This window comes from Nitrospirillum amazonense, assembly GCF_007828035.1.
Lineage (GTDB): Bacteria > Pseudomonadota > Alphaproteobacteria > Azospirillales > Azospirillaceae > Nitrospirillum > Nitrospirillum amazonense.
In genome coordinates this window covers 46380-71734 of the sequence record NZ_VITV01000011.1, presented here as the reverse complement: position 1 = coordinate 71734, position 25355 = coordinate 46380, and the positions used below count along the sequence as shown (strand labels likewise).

Annotated in this window: 16 protein-coding genes; 4 read left to right on the top strand and 12 right to left on the bottom strand. The window is 66.0% G+C overall.

Going from position 1 to position 25355, the window contains the following annotated elements; translation table 11 throughout:
- Positions 1-91: 91 nt before the first annotated feature.
- Positions 92-352: a type II toxin-antitoxin system Phd/YefM family antitoxin gene (locus tag FBZ87_RS24090; RefSeq protein WP_145613141.1), complete on the bottom strand. Its 261-nt coding sequence runs from the start codon at positions 350-352 to the stop codon at positions 92-94.
- A gap of 114 nt (positions 353-466) precedes the next feature.
- On the opposite strand from FBZ87_RS24090, the gene FBZ87_RS24085 reads away from it, so the two are divergent.
- Positions 467-1528 carry an alpha/beta hydrolase gene (locus tag FBZ87_RS24085; RefSeq protein ID WP_145613140.1) on the top strand — a complete coding sequence of 354 codons (1062 nt, stop codon included), beginning with the start codon at positions 467-469 and terminating at the stop codon, positions 1526-1528.
- Here FBZ87_RS24085 and FBZ87_RS24080 read toward each other — a convergent pair whose 3' ends face one another.
- Positions 1529-2503 carry a fumarylacetoacetate hydrolase family protein gene (locus FBZ87_RS24080; RefSeq protein WP_145613139.1) on the bottom strand — a complete coding sequence of 325 codons (975 nt, stop codon included), beginning with the start codon at positions 2501-2503 and terminating at the stop codon, positions 1529-1531. It abuts the gene before it with no gap.
- Positions 2503-3657: an alpha/beta hydrolase family protein gene (locus tag FBZ87_RS24075; RefSeq protein ID WP_145613138.1), complete on the bottom strand. Its 1155-nt coding sequence runs from the start codon at positions 3655-3657 to the stop codon at positions 2503-2505. The genes FBZ87_RS24080 and FBZ87_RS24075 overlap by 1 nt, the downstream gene beginning before the upstream one ends.
- 392 nt (positions 3658-4049) lie before the next feature.
- Here FBZ87_RS24075 and FBZ87_RS24070 point away from each other — a divergent pair, with 392 nt between their 5' ends.
- Positions 4050-7478, top strand: a complete 3429-nt coding sequence (locus FBZ87_RS24070; protein WP_145613137.1) for an AAA domain-containing protein — start codon at positions 4050-4052, stop codon at positions 7476-7478.
- Positions 7479-7579: 101 nt separating this feature from the next.
- Here FBZ87_RS24070 and FBZ87_RS24065 read toward each other — a convergent pair whose 3' ends face one another.
- The 4 genes from FBZ87_RS24065 to FBZ87_RS24050 form a co-directional block, all read right to left on the bottom strand.
- A complete protein-coding gene (locus tag FBZ87_RS24065; protein WP_145613136.1) occupies positions 7580-9760 on the bottom strand; it encodes a methyl-accepting chemotaxis protein in 2181 nt (726 codons plus the stop codon).
- A gap of 458 nt (positions 9761-10218) precedes the next feature.
- Entirely contained in the window at positions 10219-12600 is a 2382-nt protein-coding gene (locus tag FBZ87_RS24060) for a TonB-dependent receptor plug domain-containing protein (protein WP_246134567.1), read from the bottom strand.
- Between the two features lie 302 nt (positions 12601-12902).
- Positions 12903-13304, bottom strand: a complete 402-nt coding sequence (locus FBZ87_RS24055) for a Rieske (2Fe-2S) protein (protein ID WP_246134566.1) — start codon at positions 13302-13304, stop codon at positions 12903-12905.
- Between the two features lies 1 nt (position 13305).
- A complete protein-coding gene (locus tag FBZ87_RS24050; protein WP_145613135.1) occupies positions 13306-14241 on the bottom strand; it encodes a VOC family protein in 936 nt (311 codons plus the stop codon).
- Positions 14242-14535: 294 nt separating this feature from the next.
- Between FBZ87_RS24050 and FBZ87_RS24045 the strand changes: the two genes are divergently transcribed.
- Positions 14536-15894 (top strand): metal-dependent hydrolase family protein, encoded by a 1359-nt coding sequence (locus FBZ87_RS24045; protein ID WP_145613134.1) that lies wholly within the window; start codon positions 14536-14538, stop codon positions 15892-15894.
- Between the two features lie 21 nt (positions 15895-15915).
- Positions 15916-16365 carry a GlcG/HbpS family heme-binding protein gene (locus FBZ87_RS24040; protein ID WP_145613133.1) on the top strand — a complete coding sequence of 150 codons (450 nt, stop codon included), beginning with the start codon at positions 15916-15918 and terminating at the stop codon, positions 16363-16365.
- A 12-nt stretch (positions 16366-16377) separates the two neighbouring features.
- Here FBZ87_RS24040 and FBZ87_RS24035 read toward each other — a convergent pair whose 3' ends face one another.
- From FBZ87_RS24035 to FBZ87_RS24015, 5 genes are all read right to left on the bottom strand, one after another.
- On the bottom strand, positions 16378-18291 hold the full coding sequence (locus FBZ87_RS24035; protein ID WP_145613132.1) for a CopD family protein: 1914 nt from the start codon (positions 18289-18291) through the stop codon (positions 16378-16380).
- 18 nt (positions 18292-18309) lie between these two features.
- The gene (locus tag FBZ87_RS24030; RefSeq protein WP_145613131.1) at positions 18310-18684 is read right to left on the bottom strand and encodes a copper resistance protein CopC; all 375 of its coding nucleotides are present in this window, start codon (positions 18682-18684) and stop codon (positions 18310-18312) included.
- A gap of 46 nt (positions 18685-18730) precedes the next feature.
- The gene (locus FBZ87_RS24025; protein WP_145613130.1) at positions 18731-21043 is read right to left on the bottom strand and encodes a TonB-dependent receptor; all 2313 of its coding nucleotides are present in this window, start codon (positions 21041-21043) and stop codon (positions 18731-18733) included.
- 176 nt (positions 21044-21219) lie between these two features.
- A complete protein-coding gene (locus FBZ87_RS24020) occupies positions 21220-21762 on the bottom strand; it encodes a hypothetical protein (protein ID WP_145613129.1) in 543 nt (180 codons plus the stop codon).
- A gap of 236 nt (positions 21763-21998) precedes the next feature.
- Positions 21999-25079 carry a TonB-dependent receptor domain-containing protein gene (locus tag FBZ87_RS24015; RefSeq protein ID WP_211107157.1) on the bottom strand — a complete coding sequence of 1027 codons (3081 nt, stop codon included), beginning with the start codon at positions 25077-25079 and terminating at the stop codon, positions 21999-22001.
- Positions 25080-25355: the final 276 nt, after the last annotated feature.

The following is a 25355-nucleotide window of genomic DNA, read 5'->3' as shown; positions in this document are numbered from 1 at the left end:
CCGACCTCAACGCCAGTTCCAAACGGATTGCATCATGACGGAGAGGCGTAGGGCGAGGTTGGAGATCGCGTCCAGGGCCTGCGCCATAGGGTCATCGGCGGCCTTCAAGGCGGTATTCATCCAACTCAGCCATTGCGAAGGGCGTTTGGTCCTTCGCCGCAATGGAATGGCGCAGCGTCGTCAGCGCGGACGCTGCCGCTTTCGCTGAGGCGATATCCTTGCCACCATCGATAGGACTGAGTTTGGCGACGGGACGACCGTGGCGGGTGATGATTACTTCCTCGCCCGCTTCGACCTTATCAAGCAGCGCAGCCAAATGGGTTTTAGCTTCAAATGCGCCCACGGTGGCCATGGCGGGTCTCAAACTGGTTGGAAGACCAGTTTAATTGAGGGTGAGCTTTTGTCCCCGAAAACTTTACACCCCCGCGCCCGTATCACCGGCTGTGACGGGGTGGGAAGGGTTGACATGGCGGTACGGCGATTGATGGCGCAGGGGGTGGTGCTGGCGGCCTTGCTGCCCTTGTGCACTGGTTGCTTCTTTGCGGCGCGGCAGGGGGTGAAGGCGCTGCGGGGGGATAAGCACACGGCGCCGGCGGCTTGCGACGGCACGGTGCTGCCGCCGGGCATGCCGGCCGGGGTCGATGGTCCCTATGCCCTGGTCCAGCATACCGTGCCGAGTGCCGCCGCAGGGCGGGAGGTGCAGGTCTTTCTGCCGGCGCAGGCGCCCGGCCCCAGCCCGGTGATCCTGTTCGCCCATGGCTTTGGCGCCGACCGCTGGACCCTTTATGAAGGGCTGATCCGCCACCTGGTCAGCCGGGGGGCGGTGGTGGTCTTCGCGCCCTATCCCACCCTGGGCGCCACGCAGGACCAGCGCTATGGCGCATTGTGGGATGGCTTTGCCGCGGCCGTGGCGGCCGAGGGGGCGGCCATGGACCTCAGCCGCGTGGGCATCATCGGGCATTCCTTCGGCGGCGGGGCGGTGCCCTTCCTGGCCAGCCGCGCCTTCGTGGATCGGGGCTGGGGCAGCCGGGGCGGCTTTATCCTCATGCTGGCGCCCTGGTACAGCTATGGCACCAGCGACAATGACCTCGCCCACCTGCCGTCCTGGATCCTGCGCGGCTGGCAGGTCTATGACGGCGACACCGTGAATGACCAGCGCATGGCGGCGGACCTCTACGCCCACACGCCGGCCACGGCCGGGCGCTATTTCTTCCAGGCCAATTCCGGCACGCTGAGCCTGCCCAAGGGGTCCACGTGCCCGCTGACGGCCGATCACCGAACACCCGTTCAGGGCAATTCCCCGCTGCTGCAACGCCTGGCGGTCTATCCGGTGGTGGATGCGCTGGCCGACCAGGCCTTCATGCCCAGCGCCGACACGGCCGCGAAACTGGCGGCCCTGGGGCACCAGGGCGGCGGATACCGTCCCCTGGTACGTGAGGATACGCCCGTCCCGGCCAAGCCGCAGGACGCCTACCGTTGGCCTTGGGCGCATCCCCGCAACCCGCGCCAGGGTGAAGGCACCCCCTGATCAGCGCACTACGGGCACGACCCGCTGGTCGATGGCGCCGAAGACGCTGGCGCCGTCGGCCAGCTTCACCTCCATGCGCACCCGGTCGCCATAGCGCATGAAGGGGGTCTTGGGCTCTCCCTCGTCCAGGATCTCGATGCCCCGCCGCTCCGCGATACAGCTGGACCCCACGGTGCGGTAGCTGTCGTTGGACACGGTACCGGAGCCGATGATGGTGCCGGCGCACAGGTCGCGCGTGCGCGCTGCGTGGGCGATCAGCTCGTGGAAGCCGAAGGCCATGGCACCCCCATCCGCCGCGCCGAAGCGGGCGCCGTTGAACCAGACGTCCAGCGGCCGGTGCACGCGTCCCTCCCGCCAGGCGTCCCCCAGCTCATCCGGCGTCACCGCCACCGGGGCCACGCTGCAGGGCGGCTTGGCCTGTACCCAGCCGAAGCCGGTCTTCATCTCGCGCGGTGCCAGCACGCGCAGGGACCAATCGTTGATCTGCACCACCAGGCGCACATGGGCCAACGCCTGCTCCGCCGTCACGCCCAGGGGCACGGCGCCGGTGATGACGCCGAACTCCCCCTCGAAATCGATGCCGTCCGCCTCCGACGGCAGGGCCACATCCTCGGTCGCCGCCAGGAAACGGTCGGAGACGCCCTGGTACATCAGGGGCTCCGTCCCCTGGACGTTCTCGATCTTGAACACCTTGGCCATCAGCTCGCCATGGCTGAGATAGGCGGAACCGTCCAGCCACTGCCAGGCGCGGGGCAGGGGCGCCAGGGCCTGGGCGGGGTCGAAGGGGAAGGTGTCGCGGCCGATATTCACCGCCTCATACAGGGCCTGCAGCGCGGGGGCGACCTCGTCCCAGCGCTCGATGGCATCCTGCAGGGTGGCGGCGATGCCGTCGGCGTAGGCGGCACGGCGCAGGTCACGGGAGACGACGACCAAGCGGCCGTCGCGCGTTCCGTTGGGCAGGGTGGCAAGTTTCATCAGCCCACCTGTTCCCCAAACGTCTCGGCGATCCAGTCGGCGATGTAGTCGCGGCCATAGGACATGTTGTCCACGCCCACATGCTCGATGCCGCCCTCGCGCGGGGTGAAGATTTTCAGCTCCCGCTTGGGGCTGTTGACCAGCTGGTCATAGGTCTGGTGGGCGTAGTCCAGGCTGATCTGGCGGTCGTTCTGCCCATGAGTGACCAGGAAGGGCACCTTGATGCGTTCCACCACGCCATTCAAATTCATGCCCTCCGCCTTGGCGAAGAAGTCGTCCATGTCCTTGGCGCCGAACACCCAGCTGACATGGGCCCAGTAATGGGGCACGGGGTTCTCGCCTTCGCGCGCCAAGCGCTTGTGCTGCACCTCGGCCCAATTGTGGTTCGCACCCCAGACGACGCCCAGGGCGAAGCGCGGCTCGAACGCCACGGCGCGCGGGGTGAAGTAGCCGCCCAGGGAAATGCCGGTGAGGCCGATCCGTTTGGGGTCGACATCCTCCTGCGTCTCCAGCCAGTCCACCACCTTGGACGCCCATTCCTCCGATTTGTGGGTGGCGGGCAGGTTGTGCAGGCGCAGGGCCTCACCGCTACCCGGCTGATCAATGCACAGGGTGGAAACACCCCGGCGCAACAGCGCCTCCGGCAGGCGGGACCAGTACAGCAGCTCCTTGCAGCTATCCAGGCCATTGACATAGACGACCACCGGCTTGCGGCCGGGGCCTGGCGCGCGGGTGTACAGGCCGGCGATGACGCCGCCCTGGTAGGGGATCTCAATGCGCTCGGCGTTCTCCTTGCCCAGCGCCATGGCGCGGCGGAAGCTGTCCTGCGCCTTGGCATAGGTGTCGGCCCGGCCGGGATGGCCGTGGCCCTGCATGCGCTCCGCCGTCGTGTAATAGAGCGACGCGCGCTGCAGCTTGGTCCCGGCGGAGAAGTTGCGGCCCCGGGCCTCATCCTCGGCGGCCAGGTCCACCAGCTTGTCGGCCATGGCCACCCAGTGCTTCAGGAATTCGCCCGTCCCCGCGTCCTCGCCCCGCGCGGCGGAGTCGCGCAGCGGCCGGCACATCTCGTCGATCTCGCCGATCTGGGCGCCGGACTCGATGGCGATGTCCACCGACAGGTTCCAGACGTAATTCTTGGGGAAGTATTCGAACATGGGGTCCTGGCCTCTGGTCGCGAAAGGGGCGCTGGGCCTGGGGTGTCCGGCTGGACCACGGGGGACGATATGGGCGCCGTGGCACCCGGTCAGGGGACCATTCGGCCCCTATTCTCGATTTTCCTCCCGCCGTCCACCGCCGCCGCAGGCGTCAGCGATACGCACGGCAAGCACCCTGACGCGGAGGAAGCTATTTGGGAAATCGAACGATGCGATGGAACGCTAACGGTTTGGGTGATGATGCGATGTCACAATCCGCACCTATGATTTGCCCCCTTTCGGGTTGCCTGAGGGCGTGACTACACTCGTATTGAGGGCATATCTGCTTGTGCGCCCGACGGGGCAAAGGCTATCAGGGGCTGCACGATTTCGACTTTCTGAACGGTTCGGCCATGGCGTTTCAGCTTCCTGCTCTTCTCCGCTATTGGCGCGCGGCGCTGCTGGATAGTTTGCGGCTTATCGATCCGCAGTCGCTTGACCTTCTGGCTTGCTCCCGCGAAGCGCTGGCCCAGGGTCGGATCGACGGTAACGCGCTGACGGAAATCTGGCACAAGGCGGAGACGGGGCTTTCGGATAAGGAAAAGAAAGAACTGCAAACTGTGGCCGTGGTGATCGCGCCGCAGGTGCTGGAGCCCGAGAAAGACCATTCCGACAGCTACAGCACTCTCAAGCGCTACCGCGTGCCCCTCTGGCTGTATGGCCGCGTGAACCGGGAGGGGCTGCTGCAGCCGACGAATGACCCGCCGTTGGTGGACCGGGCCGTGATGATGCCATTGGCTTCCGCCGTCCCCGTCTTTACCACGGTGGAGGCGCTGGACAGCCACCTCGACAATAATCGCCCTCCCGAGGCTGGCAGTGACTGGGCCGCTGTCTGGGGCTATGCCATGGCCATGTGCGACAGCCTATTCGGTGGCCGGCCAGGGGCGTGGGTTCCGGATCGCTACGTTGATCAGCAGACCGCCTTCGTCGCCTTAGGCAAGCCGCCCGTGGATACGACCAGCGCGATCCGCGCTGTGTATGAGGTGCTGATAGACACCCCGGAAGAAGCGCCGCCTCTGCTTGCGCGTCTGGCGGCACCCCCGCCGCCGCGTGAGATCACCAATTGCCTGGATGTCGAGACAGCCCGCGCTGCCCGCCACCTGGGTGAAATGGGGGGCGCCTTTCCGCTAAATCCTAGCCAGCGGCAGGCCTTGGGCGCCTTTCTTGCCCTTGCTGACGGTGACGTCCTGGCATTGAATGGTCCCCCTGGAACCGGAAAAACGACTTTCATACAGAGCGCCGTGGCGTCGATCTGGGTGGAAAGCGCGCTGGTTGACGGGGGTGAGCCACCGGTGATCTTGGCAAGCTCGACCAACAATAAGGCCATCACCAATATATTGGATTGCTTTGAGCGGGCCGCCTTGCCGGACGGGCATGCGCTATCGGGGTCACACCTTGTCCGCCGCTGGCTGCCGGACCTAACGCAATATGGGCTCTACCTGCCCTCCCAACGTGAGGTCAAAAACGGGTTGCGCACGGGGTTGGCGGCGGCTTGGTGCCCGCAGAATGGCCAGCCATGGGCAGGCTTGCCAGGAGCGATGGAAACCCAGGACTATATTAATCGGGCCGAACCCCATTGGCGCGCGCAGTTTACGCAATGGGCCGGCAAATCACCTGCGAACATGGCGGAGGCGGTGGCGACGTTGCGCGCCGCCCTCACCGCGAAAGTCGAGGCGGTCAAGGCCTTGGAACCTCGGCGCGCAGCGGCCCAGGCGATGGTGGGCGCCTATGGGGCGGTGACGGCTGAGGCCATCAAGGCGTTGCGGCTGCAGGCGGCGACCCTTCGCCGACAAATGGACGAATTACGCCAGCATGGCGGTCACGCGGTGCACCTGGTCGAGGGGTCGCTGATCGAATCGCTTCTTTCATGGTTGCCGCCGGTCAAGCGCCGGCTGTGGATGCGGGCTTATGGATACCTCGAGGTCCATGGCTTGGCGGACCCCGCCTGGGATTGGGATACTGTTCTGGACGCCACATCTTTGCGGCGTTGGCTCGCAGAGCGGATCCGGCTGGTCACCGCGGCTATGGCCGCCAACACGGCGGCACTCTCCGCTTGGGACTGCTGGGTCGCCGCAGTTGCCGACTTGTTGCCGACTCTGCCACCAGAAGCAGCGCTTGCCAGTGCCTCAGTCGTCGATGCGGCACTGGATACGCAGGTTCGGCCCGAGCTGTTCCACTTGGCTGGCCGCTATTGGGAAGGCCGCTGGCTCATCGAGGTGGGCCAGGCGCTGGAGCGCAATGACAAGACTTTCACGGGCCGAAGCCGGGATGTGTGCGAACGCCGGTGGCGCCGGTTCGCCAAGTTAACCCCTTGCCTCGTCTCCACCGCGTTCACCGCGCCCCGGCTGTTGGACTATTACAACGGTGACACCCGGCGATTGTTTAGTTTCATCGACCTGCTGATCGTTGACGAGGCGGGCCAGGTGCCCCCCCAGGTCGGTGCTTGCCTTTTCGCGTTCGCGCGCAAGGCCTTGGTGGTTGGCGACACCTTGCAATTGGAACCGGTCTGGGGCGTCAATGCAGACATCGACGGCGGGAATCTCGCGCTGTTCCAATTGGACGGCGATGCGCTGCGCGGCGCCGGCATGCTGGCGTCAGAGGGGTCGATGATGGCGATGGCCCAGTCCGCCACGACCTTCTCGGCGAAGCCGCACCAGGGGCTGTTCCTGGAAGAGCATTGGCGTTGCCGGAAGCCCGTGATCGCTTATTGCAACGAGTTGGCATATCGCGGTCGGCTTCGCCCCATGCGTGAAGACGCGCCTTATCCACTGCCACCACTGGGCTATGCACATGTTCGTGGCCGTCCTTCGCGCTCTGGTCTCAGTCGGATCAATGCCGATGAGGCGATGGTCATCGCTAATTGGCTGAAGCGTCGCCGTAAGGCACTGCTGGACCAGCATGGTGTGACTGTGCTGGGTGCCATCGTCGCCATTGTTACCCCCTTCAAGGCGCAGATTTCCATCCTGAGCCGGGCACTGAGCGCTGCCGGCCTGGATGGGGACGATATTACGGTGGGCACGGTGCATACGCTTCAGGGGGCGGAAAGGGATATCGTTCTATTCTCTCCTGTCTATGGGGCCGACGACGGGACGACTGGGGGGTTGTTCTTCGACCGCGGTGTCAACATGCTCAATGTCGCCGTGTCCCGCGCACGGCAGAGTTTCCTGGTGTTCGGCGATTTGCGACTGTTCAACCCAAGTCAGCCGTCACTGCCGTCAGGCCTCTTGGCGCGCCACCTATTCTCCGCGCCCGAGAATGAGATCGCCGATATCGACCCTGTGGGTGGAATCGCCGCGCGTCCATTGTCAGACCTGGAGCGTTTGAGCGATCTAGCCACCCATTGCTCTACGCTACGCCAGGCTATTACCGAGGTTCGTGAGCGGCTCCTGGTTATTTCCCCCTATTTATCGCATGCCGCGATCGAGGCGGATGGACTTGCGCCTTTGCTGGCGTCGCGTCGGGGCGGGCCCAAGATTGTTGTCGCTTATGACGCGGATTTGAATAGTGGCGCCGGCCAAAAATTGTACCCCCGTGCCGCGAAGGCGCTTGAGATGCTCGGGGCCGCCGGCGTGGAACTTTGGGCGTTGACGGGCGCGCACAACAAAACATTGGCGGTAGATGATCAATGGATCGTCGAAGGATCGTTCAACTGGCTGTCGGCTGTGCGGCAACAGGACAGCATCTATCATCGCCACGAGGTGTCATTGCTTTACCGTGGCCGCGAGGCATCCACGCATGTGGACAGCGCCTGGCGGGAGGCGGAACAGCGCCGCAAGAACTGACGCCGCTGCCGCTCCAGGCAAACGGCGCTGTTGCCAGGAATGGGCGGTCCGGCCTTGGATCCGTTTTCGGCGGAGCTCAAGGCCGGACATGCCGCCTCCCATCACGCCGCCCGGATCTTGGCCAGGAAGCCGTCGACGGCCTGACCCAGGCGCCCGGTTTCGTGGGAAATCTCGCCAGAGACCTTCATCACCTGGCTTGCCGCCTCCCGCGTGTCGGCGGCGGCCTGGGTGACGCCCTGGATGGTGACCGTGACTTCCTGCGTTCCGCTGGCCGCCTGTTGAACGTTGCGGGCGATTTCGGCCGTGGCCGCGTTCTGCTCCTCCACCGCCGAGGCGATGCCTGTGGTGATGCTGCGCATTTCCTCGATCACCCGGCCCACGCCTTGGATGGTGGTCGCGGATTCCCGCGCCACCTGCTGCATGTTGGCGATTTGCTGGGCGATCTCGTCGGTCGCCTTGGCCGTCTGGTTGGCCAGGCTTTTCACTTCCGACGCCACGACGGCGAAGCCCTTGCCGGCATCACCCGCCCGCGCCGCCTCGATGGTGGCGTTCAGTGCCAGCAGGTTGGTCTGCCCGGCGATGGAGGAGATCAGCTCCACCACGTTGCCGATCTTCTCGGCCGCCGTGGTCAGGCCCATGATCTGGACGTTGGCCGCGTCCGCCGTGCGTACCGCGTCCGTGGCGATGGTCGTGGACTTGGCCACCTGGCTGGCGATCTCCTTGATCGAGACCGACAGTTCCTCGGTGGCGGCGGCGACTGTCTGCACGTTGGCGCTGGCCTCCTGCGAGCCTTCAGCCACCAGATTGGCCTGACTATTGGTCTGGTCCGCCGTGGCGGTCATGCTTGTGGCGGCACCGCCCATCTGGTGGGCAGCACCGCTCAGGCTGGCCACCACCGCCTTGACGCTGGCCTCCAGCTCGCCTGCCATCCGCCTCAAGGTTTCGCGCCGCTCCGCCTCGGCGGCGGCCTGCATGGCGCCCCGTTCCTGCTCGGCGCGTTTCAGGTCGGCCGCCATCTTGTTCAGGGCCTGCGCCAGGGTTCCGGTCTCATCCAGCTGATCGACCACCAGATCCTTGTCCGCCCGGCCGGCGGCCACATCCTCGGCGAAGTGGGCGCTGGCGCGGATGGGGCGGGCGATGCCGCGGGCGACGAACCACATGCCGCCGACGGCGCCGGCGGCGATGGCCAAGGCCACGACCAGTTGCAGCGCCGTGTCGCGGTTGCCGCGCTGCTGCAGCGCGCTGTCCAGGGCCGTCGCCTCCGCCATCGCCACCGCCCGCGGCACGTCCACCAGCACGGACCAGGGCGTCTTGGTCCGGCCCAGGGTGATGGGGGCGAACGCCTTGATGGAGTTGGACGCCGCGTCCATCGTCACCTGCTGCTTGCCGGCCTGGATCACCGCCAGATCGGCCTGCCAGTTGTGGTCGAAACGCTCGAAGGAACTGCCGATGGCGTCGGGATGCTCGCTGGACGCGACGATCAGGCCCATGTGGCTGATGATGGTGACCGACGCCTTGCCACCGAAGACAGAGGCCTTCACTTGTTCGGCCAGTTGCTGCACGAACGCCAGGTCGAAGTCGGCACCGGCGACGCCGCGGAACTTGCCGTCGATCATGATCGGCACCGACATGGTGGCCAGATACACGCTCTTGCCCTGTACGATATAGGGCAGGGGGTCCAGGATGCTTTCGCCGCCGCCGCCCTGCGGCCCTATATACCATCCGCCCTTCATGACGCCATTGGGATGCAGCGCGTGGCTGTCGTATTCCACCAGCGGCTGGATGGCGATGTGGCCTGAAGCGTCGCGCGTCCAATAGGGCAGGAAACGTCCCGTGGCATCGGAACCCACGTCATGCTTGTCCTTGAAAGCGGTGTCCTGGCCGTCCAGGGCGTCGGGTTCCCAGGCGCTGTAGGTCCCGTTGAACCGGGGGTTGGCCTTCAGGACATTCAGCAGGACGGCGTTGAACTGCGCGCGCCGCAGGGCCGGCGCGGTGCCGACCTTGTCCTGGGCGTCGGCCAGCACCTCGAACGCGCGGGCCATGTCACGGGCGCTGTCGAACGCCCCGTCAAGCGTGGAGCGGATGATGCCGGCTTGGGTGGAGGCCAGGGTTTGCAGGCCCTCCCGCGTCTTGCTATCGGTCAGCTCCCCGACTTGCTCGCCAACGAAGGCCTTGGTGTTGCTGGACGCGACCAGTCCATAGCCAACCAGGGCGCCCGTTGCCCCCAAGACGCACAGCGCGGAAAGTAAACTGATCTTGGTTTGTAAGGACTTAAAGCGCATGGCAGCTCCTGGATTAAGTGGGCCGGCGAAGTCGGCGTCTATCCAGGGAAAAATACATAGGTAGGAACGTTATAAGGTGATCCAGATCAAAGGAAAATGGTTAATTGTCTTGATTATATACCAACGGATATATTTACTGTGGGGTTTCATACGTAAATCAATGCCAATTTAAAATATAAACGAATGAGTATCGTTAACAGCGTTTTGAGATTGGCCTCATTCAATACGACTTCACCGGGTATCGGGTGCCGATCAGTCGGAGTTCGAGCCATTTCCCTTGTCGAAGGATGGGGCTTCCTTTCCCCGATGCGCCCCGCAATTTCCGTCACCCAAAAAAGGGCCGCCGGCGGGAAGTCCGGCGGCCCCGAGGTGCCTTCCAGGGGGCCAACCCGAGGAAGGGAACTGGGGAACGATCACCCCATCCCGATGGTACGTTCGGGGCGGGGCGGTTCCTGTCGTCAGAAATCGTATTTCAGGCGCACATAATAATAGCCGCCGTCATAGCCGTAGGGGCTGCTGAAGGAGTACTGCTGGCCCACGCCATAGGTGCCGAACTCCGGCCGGATCTTGGCGGGGTATTTGTCGCCCACATTCTGGCCGCCGATGCTGGCGGTCAGGTCGTCCAGCACCTTGTATGAAACCTCGGCGTCGAAGATCCAGGCGGGGTCGAAGTTCTGGCCCAGGCAGGTGGTGCCGCAGATGCTGACGTTGTCCTCCCAGGCGCCGAAATAGCTGGCGCGGCCCAGGATGCTGAACTTGCCGATGTCCCACACGCCCGTCAGCGTGGCGCGGTAGTGCGGGCTTTCGTTCTGCAGGTCCTGCACTTGGCCCAGGCCGATGACGGTGGGGTTGTACTTGGTGACGACCGTGTGGTTGATGTTCATGGCCGCCGTGGCGTGCAGCTCACCCGCCGTGTCCAGGTCGAAGGTCTTGTTGGCGACGATGTCCACGCCTTGGGTGCGGGTGTCGAAGCCGTTGGCGAAGTAGTTCACCTGGCCGCCCACGCCCACCGCCGCCAGTGCCGGCTGGGCCACGATGTCGGCCGCCGTCACCGAATAGGTGCTGGTGATGCCGATGCGGTCCTCGACCTTGATGTTGTAGTAGTCGACGGTCAGGTTGACCTTGTAGGGCAGGTCGAAGACCAGGCCGCCGGCGATGTTGAACGAGGTCTCGGGCTTCAGCGCCTGGGCGCCGTAATAGCGGGCGATGGCGCTGCCCACGGGGTAGGTGCCCTGCTCTACCGGGTTGCCGTTCTGGAAGATGGTGGTGACCTTGGACACGTTCTCCTGGCCCGGCGTCGGCGCGCGGAAGCCGGTGTTAACGGAGGAGCGGACGGCCACCCAGTCGGTCAGCTGATAGCGGCCGGTGACCTTCCAGTTGGTGGTATTGCCGAAGTCGCTGAAATCCTCATAGCGCAAGGCGAAGCCCAGGCTCAGGTCCTTGATCACGTCCGCTTCGGCGTCGGCGTAGAAGGCGTAGTTGCTGCGCGGGAACTGGCCGGCGTCGGTGGGGGTGAAGCCCGGCATGCCGTTGGACCCCACCGGCACGTAGGCGGCATAGGCGCCGGAGGTGTACGAGGCCGCGTCGCCCGGGGTGATGGTATAGGTCTCGCGCCGGTATTCCGCGCCGCCCGCCAGGGTCAGGGGGCTGGCCAGCCAATCGATGTGGACCGGGTAGGTCAGGTCCAGGTTGAGGTCGGTCTCCTCCTGCGTCTGGGTGCCCACGTAGAATTGAGTGGGGCTGATGGGGCCCAGCGAGGGGTTGACCGTGTTGGTCAGGTTGTAGCGCACCTCATCCCGGCCATAGCTGGCGCTGGCGTCGATGATCAGGCCGGATTTCAGCGTGGTCTTGTAGCCGCCGGTGATGCTGCTATCCAGGATGTCGCCGTAGAACCAGGGATGGTAGCCGCCGGGGTAGACGCTGGCCCAGGAGAAGTTGCCGCCGCTGGTCAGGGGGAAGGTCGTGCCCAGCCAGCTGCTGACCGGGTCGCGGTAATAGAAGCTTTCCTTCTCGTTGCTGTGGCCGAAGTTGCCGAACAGGTAGATCTTGGAGTTGTCGGTCAAATCGATGCCGCTGTTGATGAACAGGCGTTCGGCCTCCACCGCGTTGTCGCCCCAGCGCTGGTTGGGCGTGGGATAGCCCTTGGGGCCGGGGTTGTAGCCCGACGCCTTGAGGTCGGTGACGTCGCTGCGCTCCACGCCCCGGTCGGTGGGATCGTTCTTTTGGTATTCGGCGCTGATGTTGACAAAGCCCCGGTCACCCAGGGGCAGGCCGGAATTCACCTGGATGTGGCCGGTGGCGCCGTCGCCGGCATAGTCCTGGCCCCATTGCACGATGACGCTGCCGCCGTCGGCGGCATCCTTCAGGGTGAAGTTCATGACGCCGGCGATGGCGTCTGACCCGTATTGGGCGGAGGCGCCGTCGCGCAGCACCTCCAGCTGCTTGATGGCGATGGCCGGGATCTGGTTCAGGTCGGCACCCTGCGAGCCCGAAGTCTGGGCATCACCGGCGATTTGCACAAGGGCTGAGCGGTGGAAGCGCTTGCCATTGATCAGCACCAGGGTCTCATCCGGTGGCAGGCCGCGCAGCGTCGGCGGGCGCACGATACCCGAGCCGTCGTCGCTGGAGAAATGGCCGACGTTGAAGGAGGGCACCAGGGTGCGGATCAGGTCCTGCGTGTCGCTGCCGGCCTGGCGCTCCAGATCCTCTGGCGTGAAGACGTCGACGGGGGAGGGGCTGTCGGCCACCGAGCGATCGATACGGCGCGTGCCCGTGACGATGATCTCGCTGAGGTTGTCCGCGTCGGCGGGTGCCGTCGCGGCCCAGGCCCCGGATGACATCGGAATCGAGGTCAGCGCCGTGCCGGCCAGAAGAGTCAGCGCAGTAAAAACGCGCGCACGTCGCCATTCATGCGCGGAACACCGCGCACTGCCGCAAAATCCCATATGAAGTCTCCCAGATTATCGTTTCGATACGCTCTGGGTCGCTTCGTGGTGATTTATCCCTATTTGCCCGTTTCGCGCTTGCAGCACGTCTTGCTCTTGGGGAAAGCGTACGGGACGCGACTTAGGGTTGGGGATGCGACATTTCGCCTTCGGCTGAACGGGATATGACCGTGCCGTGACGCTGATGGGCAGGGGGATCAGCGCAAGAGGGGGCTGTCCGGGGCCACGGCCAGGTAAAGCCAGCCGTCCTCGATGACCAAGGGCAAGGATGCCAACGACATACCGCGGCAGGGCCCGTCGGTGCACAGGCCGGTGTCAGCTTCGAAATGGGCGCCGTGGGCGTAGCAAAGGATGCGCTGGCCGTCACCGGACAGGAAGCGGTCCTTGCGGTATTCCAGCGGCACGCCCTGGTGGGGGCAGTGGTTGCGGTAGACCCGGATGCCGTCGCTGCGGCGCAGCGCGAAAACCGTGTCACGGCCGGATTTGGCGGGGTCGAAGCCCCGCGCCTGGCCCACCGGCGGCAAGGCATCCAGGGCGCACAGCGGGGTGCGGGTGTCCCCCGGGGCCGGCGCCCCGGGGGTATGAGAAAGTGCGGCCACCTTAGTGCGCGCCGCCCTTGGGCGGCGGACCGCTGGGGAACCACTTCTCCCGCGCCGTGAACAGGAACAGCTGGGAATTGTCCGCCCCCGGCGGACGGTGGCGGGCCTCCCACGTGTCGTCGTGCAGGTCCATGTCGGCGTCGTACTCCACATGGCAGCCCAGAGGGCTGTTGAAGTACCAGAACCAGTTGGACCCAAAGTAGTGACGGCCGGGGCCCCAGAAGGTGGTGTAGCCCTTGGCCTCGAACTGGGTGCCGGCGTGCAGCACTTCCGTCCCGCTGCCCAGGTGGAAGGTGAAGTGCTCCACCCCCTTCATGAAGGGCGGCGTCTGGATCAGGAACAGGGTGTGGTGGTCCTCCGTGCCCGCCGGGCGCAGGAAGGGGCCCACGCCGATGAACTTGTCCGTCAGGCGGAAGCCCAGGCGGTTCACATAGAATGCCTGCGCCTGCTCCATATTGGGAACGAACAGTACCACGTGCGACAGGGTGCGCGGCTCGACCTTCATGTCCCAATCGATGCCCAGCAGGTTGGGTCCGCGCTGCGGCGGATGGCCGGGGGCGTTGGTCAGGTCGGCCGGGGCGGTGTAGGGCCGGCGGATGGTCAGCGCGAAGCTGAGATGGAAACCAGAGTCGTCATCGGCGTGCACGCTGCCGCCCTCGCCCCGGCGCACCTCACGGTCCTTGGACAGCTCGGCGGCGATGGCCTCCAGCGTCGCCGCGTCGCCCACGCCATAGACGATCTCGCGGATCGAGGGGGCGGGGCCGATGGCCGGCGGCAGGCGGGGGTCGTCGGCGGCGCGGATGATGACGCAGGTACCGTCCAGCGCCTCGAACCGGCCGTCACCGGCCGGCTTCAGGCCGTAATCCGTCAGGTACTGGCTGCAGGCGTCGACATCGTCGACACCGAACACCAGGGCGTCCGGTCCGATGATATTCATGAGGCGTTCGTCTCCCGAGTAGGATTCCGCCCTCTCCCGTGGGGCGATCCAGCCTGAACCTTAGGGGGTGGCCGCCTTTAACAAAAACCGTTCCTTTCCATGCTGATGTATGGACGAAACCGATGGGTCGGGCGCGGGGAAGGGTCAGCATCTATGGACGCCGCCAATAGATCCGCAGCGGAAATATCCATTTCACCACGGCCCATCGGCCCGCCTAGCGTGGTCGCCAAACAAGACCCAGAGGGAGAGGCCCGGCCGCGCCAAGAGGGCGCCGCCGGGAGGGAGACCGCAGCCATGCCCCGCACCTTCGTCCGTTGCCGCCGCCTGTTCACCGGGCTGGAGGATGGATCGCGCGCCGACCAGACCCTGGTGATCGAGGACGGCCTGTTCACCCATGTCGGCCCCACTGCCGAGGCGCCGGCACCGGGTCCGGATGATGATGTGCTCCACGCCGGCGACCGTTTCGTCATGCCGGGGCTGGTGGACGCCCATACCCACATCGTGTTCGGCAACGCCCGCAGCGAGGAGGATATCGATTTTTGGGGCACGCCGGAGTTCCGGGCCCTGCGCGGCCTGTTCTTCGCCCAGCGCGTGCTGGCGGCGGGCTACACCTCCATCGTCGTGCCGGGCGATGCCGGCAACTGCAGCATCTCCGTCCGCGACGCCATCAACGCCGGCCTGTTCACCGGTCCTCGCATCGCCGCCAGCAGCTGCGTCATCGCCAACCGGCACAGCCTGAACGACTGGTTTCCCGAGCATGTCGGCACGCCGGACTATGTCACCGGCCGCCTGTGCACCACCCGCGACGCCCAGATCGAGGAGGTACGGCGCCAGGCCAAGGCCGGGGTGGACGTCATCAAGATCGCCATGGACGGCACCCACTTCCGCGAGGACGGCACCCACATCGCCGCCTTCACGCAGGACGAGATCGGCGCCATGGTGGCGGAGGCCCACCGCTTGGGGAAGAAGGTGGTGACCCACGCCTATGGCAAAGAGGCGGTGCTGTACGCCGCCCGGGCCGGCGTGGATGTCATCAACCACGCCTTCTTCGCCGATGATGAATGCATCGAGGCGATGGTGAAGTCGGGCAGCCATGTCAGCCCGACCCTGACCTTCCTGCGCAACAACGTGGAATTCGGGCAGCCGCATGAGCCCACCGCCGGTTCCGGCTACCAGGGGGCGCAGCGCCGCATCATCGAGGTGGCCAAGCGCACCCTGGGCCGCATGCGGCAGGCCGGTGTGCCCTTCATGACCGGCAGCGACAGCGGCTTCGCCGTCACCCCCTATGGCGAATGGCATGCGCGGGAAATCGAAATCCTGGTGGACTGGCTGGGCTTCACGCCCGCCCAGGCCTTGCGGGCAGCCACCAGCGTCTCCGCCCGCGCCATGCCGCGCGGGCACACCCTGGGCGCCATCGACGCCGGCCGGCGGGCGGACTTCATCTTTGTGGACGGTGATCCGCTGGCCGACATTGCCGTGCTGCAGCGGCCGGGCGCCGTCACGGCGGTCCACATTGGCGGCGTGGCGGTTGCGGTGGAGGCGCGGCGCTATGATCCGTACAAGGTCACCCACCTCAGCAGCCTGAAATGGACCGACGTCTACACCCGCGACCGTGCTGCCGAGCTGGGCCTATGGCACAGTGCAGGCCAATAGGTCGCCTTGAGGGAGAACGCGATGACTGTCCTGACCTGCGCCGTGGCGCTGAAACTGGTTGAGGCCATCCTGGCCGAGGGCAAGGCGCGCGGCTTCGCGCCGCTGACCGCCGCCGTCCTGGATGCCGGCGGCCACGTGGTTGCGCTGGCACGCGACGACGGGTCCAGCCTGCTGCGGCCGCAGATCGCCACGGGCAAGGCGTGGGGCGTGCTGGGCATGGGCTTTGGCGGGCGCGAGCTGGCGCAGCGCGCCGCCAAGATGCCGGCCTTCTTCACCGCCGCCATCGAACTGGCCGATGGCAAGATGGTGCCGGTGCCGGGCGGCGTGCTGATCCGCAATGCCGAGGGCCATATCGTCGGCTCCGTGGGGGTGTCCGGTGATACCTCCGACAATGACGAGATCTGCGCGGTGGCGGCGCTGGAGGCCGTGGGCGGCCCGTTGGGACTGAAGGCCGATACCGGCGCCGCCTGACCTTACTGCCGGTCAGTGATGATGATGCCCGCCGCCGCCGGTGGCGAAGGGATGGCGTTCGGCTTCCTCCGCCTTGGCCGCCAGCACGGCGATCGCGGCTGGCGTCGCCGGGAAGGGGCCCTGCCAGATGGTGCGCAGGGCGCCCCGGCTGTCCACCAGTACCAGCAGCGGGCCTTCCGGCGCGCCGCCGATGGTGCGGTAGGCCACGGCCGCTTCCGGACTGGTGCTGCCGCAGGTCAAGGCGGGCGGGACCTGGTCCGGGTTGGTGCTGACGATGACCGGCACCACCGGCGTCGCCCGTACCGCCGCCAGGGCCTGGGCGGGGATGTCGCCGTAGCCGATGGCCAGCAGCAGGGGATGACCGGCCAAATCGGCCAGGCTGCCGGCCTTGGCCAAGGCGCCGTCGGCCGGGCAGGTGAGGTCCAGTTCCGGCGCCGGCATGCCCCAGGTCCACACGCCCTTGGCCTCGGCCACCGTCGTGCCGCTGTTCAGGGTGTGGATATAGTCGATCAGGGCCCAGCGCTCATCTTCCGACAGTTGGTCCGCGAAGGCCGGCATGACCGGTTTGCCGTCGGGGTCTGGCATGCCGTGGCTCAGCCACCAGAAGATATCGCCCTCGCTATGGTCCAGCAGATGGTGGGCCGTCAGGTCGGCGGGCGGGATGCTCAGCTTGGCCGCGTCCGGCCCGTCACCGGCGCCCCCCGCGCCGTGACAGCGGGCGCAATGGCCGGGGAACAACGCGGCCCCCTGCGCCACCGAGGCGGCGGTAAAGCCGGTGGGGGACGACCAGTAGCTTGTCGGGAAGGCTTCCACCGTCAGCAGGTCCAGGTCGGGCACGCCGAACCACAGGGCGATGCCGGCGGCGGCCAGGGCTGGCAGGCGCAAGGCCAGGGCGGGACGGCGCCAAGCCCCGGGCCAGGGCGGCAGCATGGCCAGGGCCAGGCCCAGGATGCCCAGGCCGGTCAGGAGGATGGCCTTCCAGGCCAGGCCGCCGTAATCGGGATCGGACAGGATCTCGCCGCTGAGCTTGCGGGTGAAGGGCCACAGCGGCTGGTCGTGCACCCCCGGCACGATGCTGGCCAGCCAGGCGGCCAAGGCCACCACGGCAATACCCAGGGACAGTTCCACCAGCACGCAGGCGCGCAACAGCGCCAGCGGCACCGTGCCCTGGGCGAGGCCGGGGGCGATGCGCCAGCGATTCAGCCCGGCGCAGCCCAGCATGAGGGCGTACAGGGCGGCCTTGGCGATGGCGACCTGGCCATACGTGGTGCCGATCAGGCCGGCCAGGGTGCCGATCAGGCCCACGCCGTTCAGCAGGGCGGTGGCGGCCAGCAGGGTGACGCAGGTGACGCCCAGGGGGGAGAAACGCACGGCCAGATCGGCCGCCAGCGCCGGGCGCGACAGGGCCAGCAGCAGCCCGGCCATGCCGCCCAGCCAGGCCCCGGCCGCCAGCAGATGCAGCACCTCCGCCGCCAGGCCCGGCAGGCTGGCGGCGTCGAAGGTGACGGCGACATGGCCGACGCCGGCGTGCAGTGCCAGCGACAGGCCCAGCAGGCCGGCCAGCCTTTGCACCGACAATCGCTTTTCCAGGACCACCGCCGCGACCAGCAACGCCAGGCGGGGCAACACGACATGCCCGTAACGGGTCGCCGCCGTGGCGGCCAGCGCACCCAGCACGGCGGCGGGGTTGTCGTCCCCCACGAACACGGCCGCCTGCGCGGCGAACCATAGCAGCCCGGCCACGACGGCTGTTCCCGCCGCCCCGCGCGTCCAGCGGCGCAGGGTGGCGGTCAGGTCTTCACGGGCGGGGCCGGCGGGCGCCTTCGCCACGACCAGGGCGGCGAAGGCAGGCAGGCCCCAGGCGGCCAGCGCCAGGGCGAGATGCAATGCCCGGGCGATGGCCAGGCCGGTTTCCAACGTGTTCATAAGATGGGTTTAGACGCCTTACTTCTGAACCTCAAACGTGAAGCTGCCATTGGACTTGTGGGTATCGACCGAGGTGACGGCCCAGGTCACCGTGTAGGTGCCGGGCGCGGCCCCGTCGATGCCGACGATCAGGTGCTTGGCGTCGGCCGGGTCGGTGTGGGTGTCGCCTTTGTCCACCTTCTTGCCGTTCGGGCCGGGGCCCGTGACGGTGATGGTGCTGAACTTGGGCTCCAGATCCTCGGTGAACCAGGCCTCCACCTGGGTGGGGCCGGCGACGGTGCCGCTGGCCGTGGGGACGGAACGCTTCAGGTGGGCGTGGGCGGCGGCGGTGCCGGCCAGTCCCACGGCGATGATGAAGGCGGCGGCGGAGGCTGCGACGGTGCGGTAGGTCATGGGCGTATCCTTGAGATGAAGGGGAAACGGGTGACGTGACCGGGCGTCAGAGCGACACTTTCAGGCCGCCGAAGAAAGTCCGCCCCGGGAAGGGGTGGTACAGGAAGTACTTCTCATCATTGAGATTGTCGACGCCCAGGTCCAGCGTCAAATTGTCCAGCACCTTGTAGTTGATGTGGACATCGGCGACCAGGAAGCTGTCGAAGGCGCCGAATACCTTGGCCACGCTGTCGGTGTTGTCCAGGGTCGAATACTGCTTACCACTATAGCGGCCGGCAACGGTGAAGGCCCATTGCTCGTCCGGCCGGTATGTCGCCGCCAGCGTGACGCGCCAGTCCGGGACGTAGGGCACATGCTTGCCCGTGGCCGTGGTGCCGGCGCTGCTGGCGAAGTTGGGGTCGGACAGGATGGTGCTGTCGACATAGGTGACGCTGCCCGACAGCTCCAGCCCCTTGACCAGCACGTCCTGCTGGCTGGCGGCCAGCTCGACGCCGCGGTTGCGCACCTCATCCACGTTCACGGTGTAGCTGACCGGCGTGGACCCTGTCAGGAAGGCCGTCTGCGCGATCAGCGCGTCCCGGGTGTTCTCCTGGAACAACGACAGGCGCACCCGCCCGCCCGCGAGGGGCCCATCGGTGAAGGCACGTTCCACCGCCAGCTCGCCGCTCAACACCCGCTCCGGCTTCAGGTTGGCGTTGGGTGCCGTGTAGGTCGTGCCGGTCTGCACCAGCTGGTATAGCTCGCTGACCGTGGGAAAGCGGTAGGCCTCCCCGAACGACGCGGTGACGTGCCAGTCGGTGTCGGGCGTCCAGGTCAGGGTCGCCTTGGGTGAGAAGGCGCCCCTTTCCGTGTCCGGCTGCTCCACCCCCTTGCCGCCGCTGTAGTTATAGCCGTCGAAGGCCTGCCAGCGCTCCAGCCGGCCGCCCAAGGTGACGGTCCAGTCGGGCAGGAAGGTCCATTCGTCCTGCGCCCACAGGGCCAGGGTCTGGGTCTTGCCCCGGCCGCTGCTGTACAGGCTTTGGCCCTGGTCGCTGCCGCCCTGCCAGGTGGCGGTGTTGTAGGTGGGGTTGACCAGCTCATACTGGTCGGCGTGCAGGCCGGCGCTGACGGTATTGGACGGCGTGGTGCGCCACAGCGCCTTGGCGTCCACGTTGGTCCAGTTGGTGCCGTCCATGCGGGCGATGCGACCGGCGGCGCTGAAGTTGGTGCCATTGGCGCTCACCCCGGTGGGGGTGCGCTGGATGTCGTCCAGCATCTGATAATGGCTGACCGTCACCTCCGCATCCCAGGGCCCCTTGCTGTCGCTGCGCAGGGTGACGCTCTGCGCCAGATGGCTCTGCCACAGGCTGTACTTGCCGCTGGCGAAACCGGACAGGCCGGCGAAGGTGGCGGCGCCGGCGCTGTCGCGCAAATAGGTCTGCACGTCCGACGTGGCGTCGTTCTGCCAATACCCTAGCGTGTAGTTCAGGCGCCAGACCGGCGACAGGTCATACCCCAGCTTCAGCTTGGCGTTGGCCATCTGGGTGTGCAGCAGGCCGCTGGCACCCACGACGTCGGCCACGGCCCCGGTCTTGTTTAGCGCCAGGAAGGTGCCGCTGGTGCCGGTGGGCACCTTGCCGTTGGTGACGAAGCTCAGCGGCTGGCTGTCGCTGTTCTGGTAGTTGGCGCTGAGCGACCAGGTGAACCGCCCCATGCGGTCGCCGATATGGGCGCTGGTCTGCGAGGTCACCAGGTCCTTGTGCGTGCCGTACAGGCCGAAGCTCTGCACCGCTTCCGACTGGCGGGCATCAGCCTCCAGTTTCTCCGGCGTGCGGGTGGTGATCTGCACCACCCCGCCCATGGAATTGCCGGCATAGGCGGCGGAGTAAGGGCCGTACAGCACATCGACCCGCGCGATCTCCTCCGGCGCCACCAGGCCCCAGCGCGGGGCGCCGATGGTGTTGTTGTTGGCGATCAGGGCCGAGATCAGCACGTCGTCGGCATAGACCAGGGTGCGGGCGCTGGAGTTGACGCCCCAGGTGCGGGTGGCCAGGACGGCCTGGGTGTCGCCGTTGTTACGCTTCCGCAGGAACAGGCTGGGCAGGTATTTCAGCGCGTCCTCGCTGTCCAGGACGTTCTGCGTTTCCATGACCGTGGCGCCGGTGACGCCGACGCTGGTCTGGGGGGCGGCGTATTTCTCCAGTGCCGGCCGGTCGGCGGTGATGACGATGGGGTTGGTGGCAAGGTCAAGGTCGGAATCGACATCCGGCGCCGGGGCGGCCAGGGACGAGGTGGACGGAACCATGCCCAGCAGGCCGACGCCCAAGGCGATGGCGGCGGTGAGCGGGCGGCGCGACGGGCGCCGGGATAGGCATACCATGAAGGCAATCCCTTCGGGGGACGGCCGGCGGCGGCCCGGGACGGTGCCGGGCGGCGCGGGACACGGCCGTTCAGGACAGGGGTGCCGTCGCCGGCCCCGGAAAGGGGCCGGACGGCGATCGATGTCGGGGATGCCTGGGGGTGGGAAGGCCGCTGGAACGCGGGGGGCCCCCGGGCTCAGGCGGCCAGGGGCGGGGCGCGGGCGCCGGGCGTGCCGGGCAGGCGCGAGGTGAAATGGCGGGCCCGGGTACTGGGCCGCCAGTTTTGCCGCGCCTGCCGCGTGGGCAGCGCCAGGATCAGCAGCAGCAGCGGGACGGCCAGCGCCGCGAGGGCGGCGAAGGCGCAGGGCCCCATATGGTCCTGGTCGCCGCCCGGCCGGTGGTCGTGATGGCCGGCATGACCCGATGGCATCAGCAGGCCGCCGGGCTCGGCATCGGGATGATGGTGATGCGCGTGCGCCACGAAGGCGGGCGGCATCGGGGCATCCTGGGGGGCCATCACCTGGACCAGCACGTCATGCACGCCGGGGCAAAGCATGAAGGGTGCCGGCCCGCCACCGGTGTTGACCATGTAGCCGACAGGGATCAGCCCGCGCAGCAACACCGCCGCCAACACCAGCCAAGCCCATCCGCGCGGCATGCGCCGGGCCCGGCCGAGGTCCAGGAACCTCAGCGCGGCGGCCGGCACAGCCGACAGGGGGGACAGGGGGCGGGGCGTCATGATGCTACTTTTATGCGCGTAAAGAGTGTTTGTCGGCAACCCGAATGATGTGTTGCCAGCATCCTATTCCGGCTTCGATTTGTCTACCCTGAGATGGGTCAAGCCTGCCATCGGCACCGGATCACCGATGTGGATTCGGCCGGGTGTGCGCTGCGTCGATCCGATTCTATAAAAGAAAAGGCCCGCCCCCGGGACACTGGGGACGGGCCTTTTCACGACTCCGAACTGCCGGCGGATCAGAACTTGTAGCCGGCCGTCAGCCGATAGTACCGTCCCAGGACGGCGCTGTAGTAGCGGGGAAGGGCCGTGCCGCTCGCCCCCGTATAGCCCGCCTGTGGGAAGGGAACGTGGGAGTTCAGCACGTTATCCACCAGGAAGCGTATGCGATAGCCGCCCTCGAACTCGTAGCCGGCCGAGGCATTGTACATCACGTACGGATCCATGACCGGGTACTGGTAGTTGGATAGCGGCGTGTTCACGTTGAGGCGGGTTTCACTATAGTATTGGGTCTGCCAAAGGAAATCGAACCCGCCATTCTTGTAGTTGATGTTGGCGGTAAAGTTGTTGCGGGGCTCTTCCACCGCACCTACCGTGTACTGCTTATCACCAGTACCCACCTTATAATAATGGCTGAAGGTGTGCAGGTAATTGACGCTGAAGTCGATGGCACCATAGCTGGCTGGCAGGCCCACGTCCTCTAGGTTGAACGCATAGTCCAGTTCGGCCTGCAGGGCCTTGAAGCTTTCGATGGCGGCGTTGTAGTAGCCCTCGGCTACCGAGGTTACCTGCCCACTTCCATCGCGCACGAAGGTGCCGCAGAACGAATTGCCGGGGGCGCCGTCATAGCAGGCGTCCAGCAAGTCGGTGGCGCTCAGTTGTGCGATTTCATTGGTGATGTCGATGCTGATGTAATCGGCGGATAGCGTCAGCCCGGGGGTGTAACGGGGGCGCAGCACCGTGCCCACCGTCCAGCTGTCGGCGATTTCGTTCTGCAGGTGTGGGTTGCCGGAACTGGTGCCTGGGCTGGTGAAGTCGACGATGTCGGACGTGAAGGGCTGGGTGATGCCGGCGGCGGCGCAGTTTGCGGCGCGGTTGGCCGGGTTGGGGCCGCCGGTAATGTAGCGTTGGTCGCAGGGGTCGTCGGCGGTAGTGTAAATCTGGCCAGTGGGGCTATAGGCCTCGGTCACTGCCGGGGCGCGGAAGGAGCGGGTGTAGTTGCCGCGCAAGGTGATATCGCGAATGGGCTGGTAGGTGCCGCCACCGCTGTAGGACCAGAAGGTGCCGGTCTGGCTGTTGTCGACGAAGCGTGCCGCCCCCTGCAGTTCCAAGCTGTAAACCAGCGGCACTGCCATGTTGGGCGCCACCACCGGGATGTTCACCTCACCGAAACCTTCGTTGGTGTGGTACTCGCCTGCCACCGGGTCGATGGGAATGCTGTTGCCGAATTGGGTGCGGGTGCCGTCGCCGTTGGGCTGTCCGTAATAGAACGCACCGGGGTCGAAGGCCGTCGTCTCGCGCCTGTATTCATAGCCCAGCGAAAACTTTGCGTCGCCGGCGGGCAAAGTGACGATGCTGCCGCTGATGTTGGCCAGCACGTCGTACTGGGCATTGTCTTGGCTGGGGTCGGCGATAGCGGTGATGTAGTCCGTTGCCGCCTTGCTGGCGTGGTTGATACCGAAGATGTTCAACGGCGCGCAGGTGCCGCTCAGCGTGGCGATGGCGGCGTTGGTGTAGCCGGGGGCGCAGACGATGTTGCCGCTGCTATCCCGCACTGCGTTGATGGCGTTGAAGAGGTTCTGGGTCACCACCTGCCGGTCCTCGTTCGAGGTTTCCGACTTGCCGTAGGTACCTGTCACGTCCCAGTTGAAGGTGCGGTTAAGCGCCGAGAAGTCGCCCTCCAGCCCCGCTACGACGCGATAGACGTTGGTGGTGGTGCGAAAGGCGCCGGTGGCGAGATCCGTGTTGGCGCGGGCCATATAGAAGGTGCTGGGGTCGGCGTCTGCGGCCACCAGATTGTTGATGATGGTTTGGCGGTCGGCGGCGCTTAGATAGGGGTTGTCCGTGCTCAGGATGAGATTGCCGTTGGGGTCGCCTGCATTGCCGAATTGCGCGGTATTGTAATAGGGCTGGTCGCGCAAGTTGGCGGCACGGAGGTGGCCGTACCACAGCTCTGTATTGAAACGCACATGATCAGTCAGGTCGTAATGGCTGAGCAACGTGACCTGGGTCCTGTTGCTTTCCACCTGCAAGTTACCGTAATCGGCAATGGGAAAGCCGCTGCCGCCGGCTTGATAGATGGCGTTGCCTGTCAGTTGGCCATTGATGAACGGCGTCAACTGGCCGTCGGGGCCGAAGTACAGGGCCTGGCCGGCGCTATTGGTGATGGCAGACGCGGCTTGGCCCCGGGAAATGGGTATGCCATCGTCCACCATGGGCATGCCAGTGTTGGTAAAGATATTGTAATGCCGGCCGCCGGAATAGAGCTGCTGTGTGAAGGTCTGGCCTTTGGTAGCGCTGCCGAAGAATTTACTGGCGCCGCCAATGGTGCCCTTGCGGTCTTCGTCCGTCAGGCCATTCTGCTTATCGTACTGGACGGCGACAGTGATGTTGCCGCGGCCGTTGTTGAAGTTCCGGCCCAGCACCGCCGAGGCGTTGTAGTCGGCAGCGTCGCCATATTCCGACAGGCCGCTGGACACGCTGACATCGGCGCCCTGGTAATCCTTCTTCAGGATGATGTTGACGGTGCCGGCGATGGCGTCGGAGCCGTAGATGGGCGCGCCGCCCACCGCCACCACTTCAGTGCGGTCAACCAGGGCCGTGGGGATGGCCGACAGATCGACCGGGCTGCCAGCGACGGCGCCGAAAATGGACGAACTGGCGGACGACACGAAACGGCGGCCGTTCACCAGCGTCAAGGTGCGCTGGGAGCCCAAATTGTACAGGTCGGCGAAGGTCTGGCCGGCGCCAAAGGAACCCTGGCTGCCCACGGGACTATTGCCCGGGACACCGAACGCCGGCAGCTCTTGCAGCGCTTGGCCCAGGTTGGTAAAGCCACGCTTCGCGATCTCATCCGCGCCCATGACCTCGGCCGGCTGCATGGTGTCGAAGTTGGCGCGCTTGATGCGTGAGCCGGTGATGACGATTTCGTTGAGGGAGGTCGTCTGCTGCGTGCCGGTGGCGGCGGTGTCGGCCGGCTGCTGAGCGGCTTGCGCCACCTGCGCCGGCGCAGGAGTTGCGTCCCCAGCCTGCTGAGCCCAGGCGCTGGCGGCCGTTCCCATGGTGCCGATGGCGGCGCCAACCATCAGGGATAGGCGCAAGTGGTTGATTTTTTGGCAGAAGTGCGACGATTGGGTAGACCGACCCATAGTTGCCCCCGTTGTTCTTGATGCCTGTTATGACATCAATGGGAGGTTGACCAAACGGTCAGGGTCAATCCTGTTTTGTTGCTCTCTTGTTGATGTCCAAAACGAACGTCGCAAGAATGCAACACAATCGGTGAAATTTTATAACTTTTTGGTGCGGTGCAATGGTCGCATCCATCCCGTTCAGGGTAGGATGGCTCCACCTATTGGCATGACCATTCGAGGTGCGTG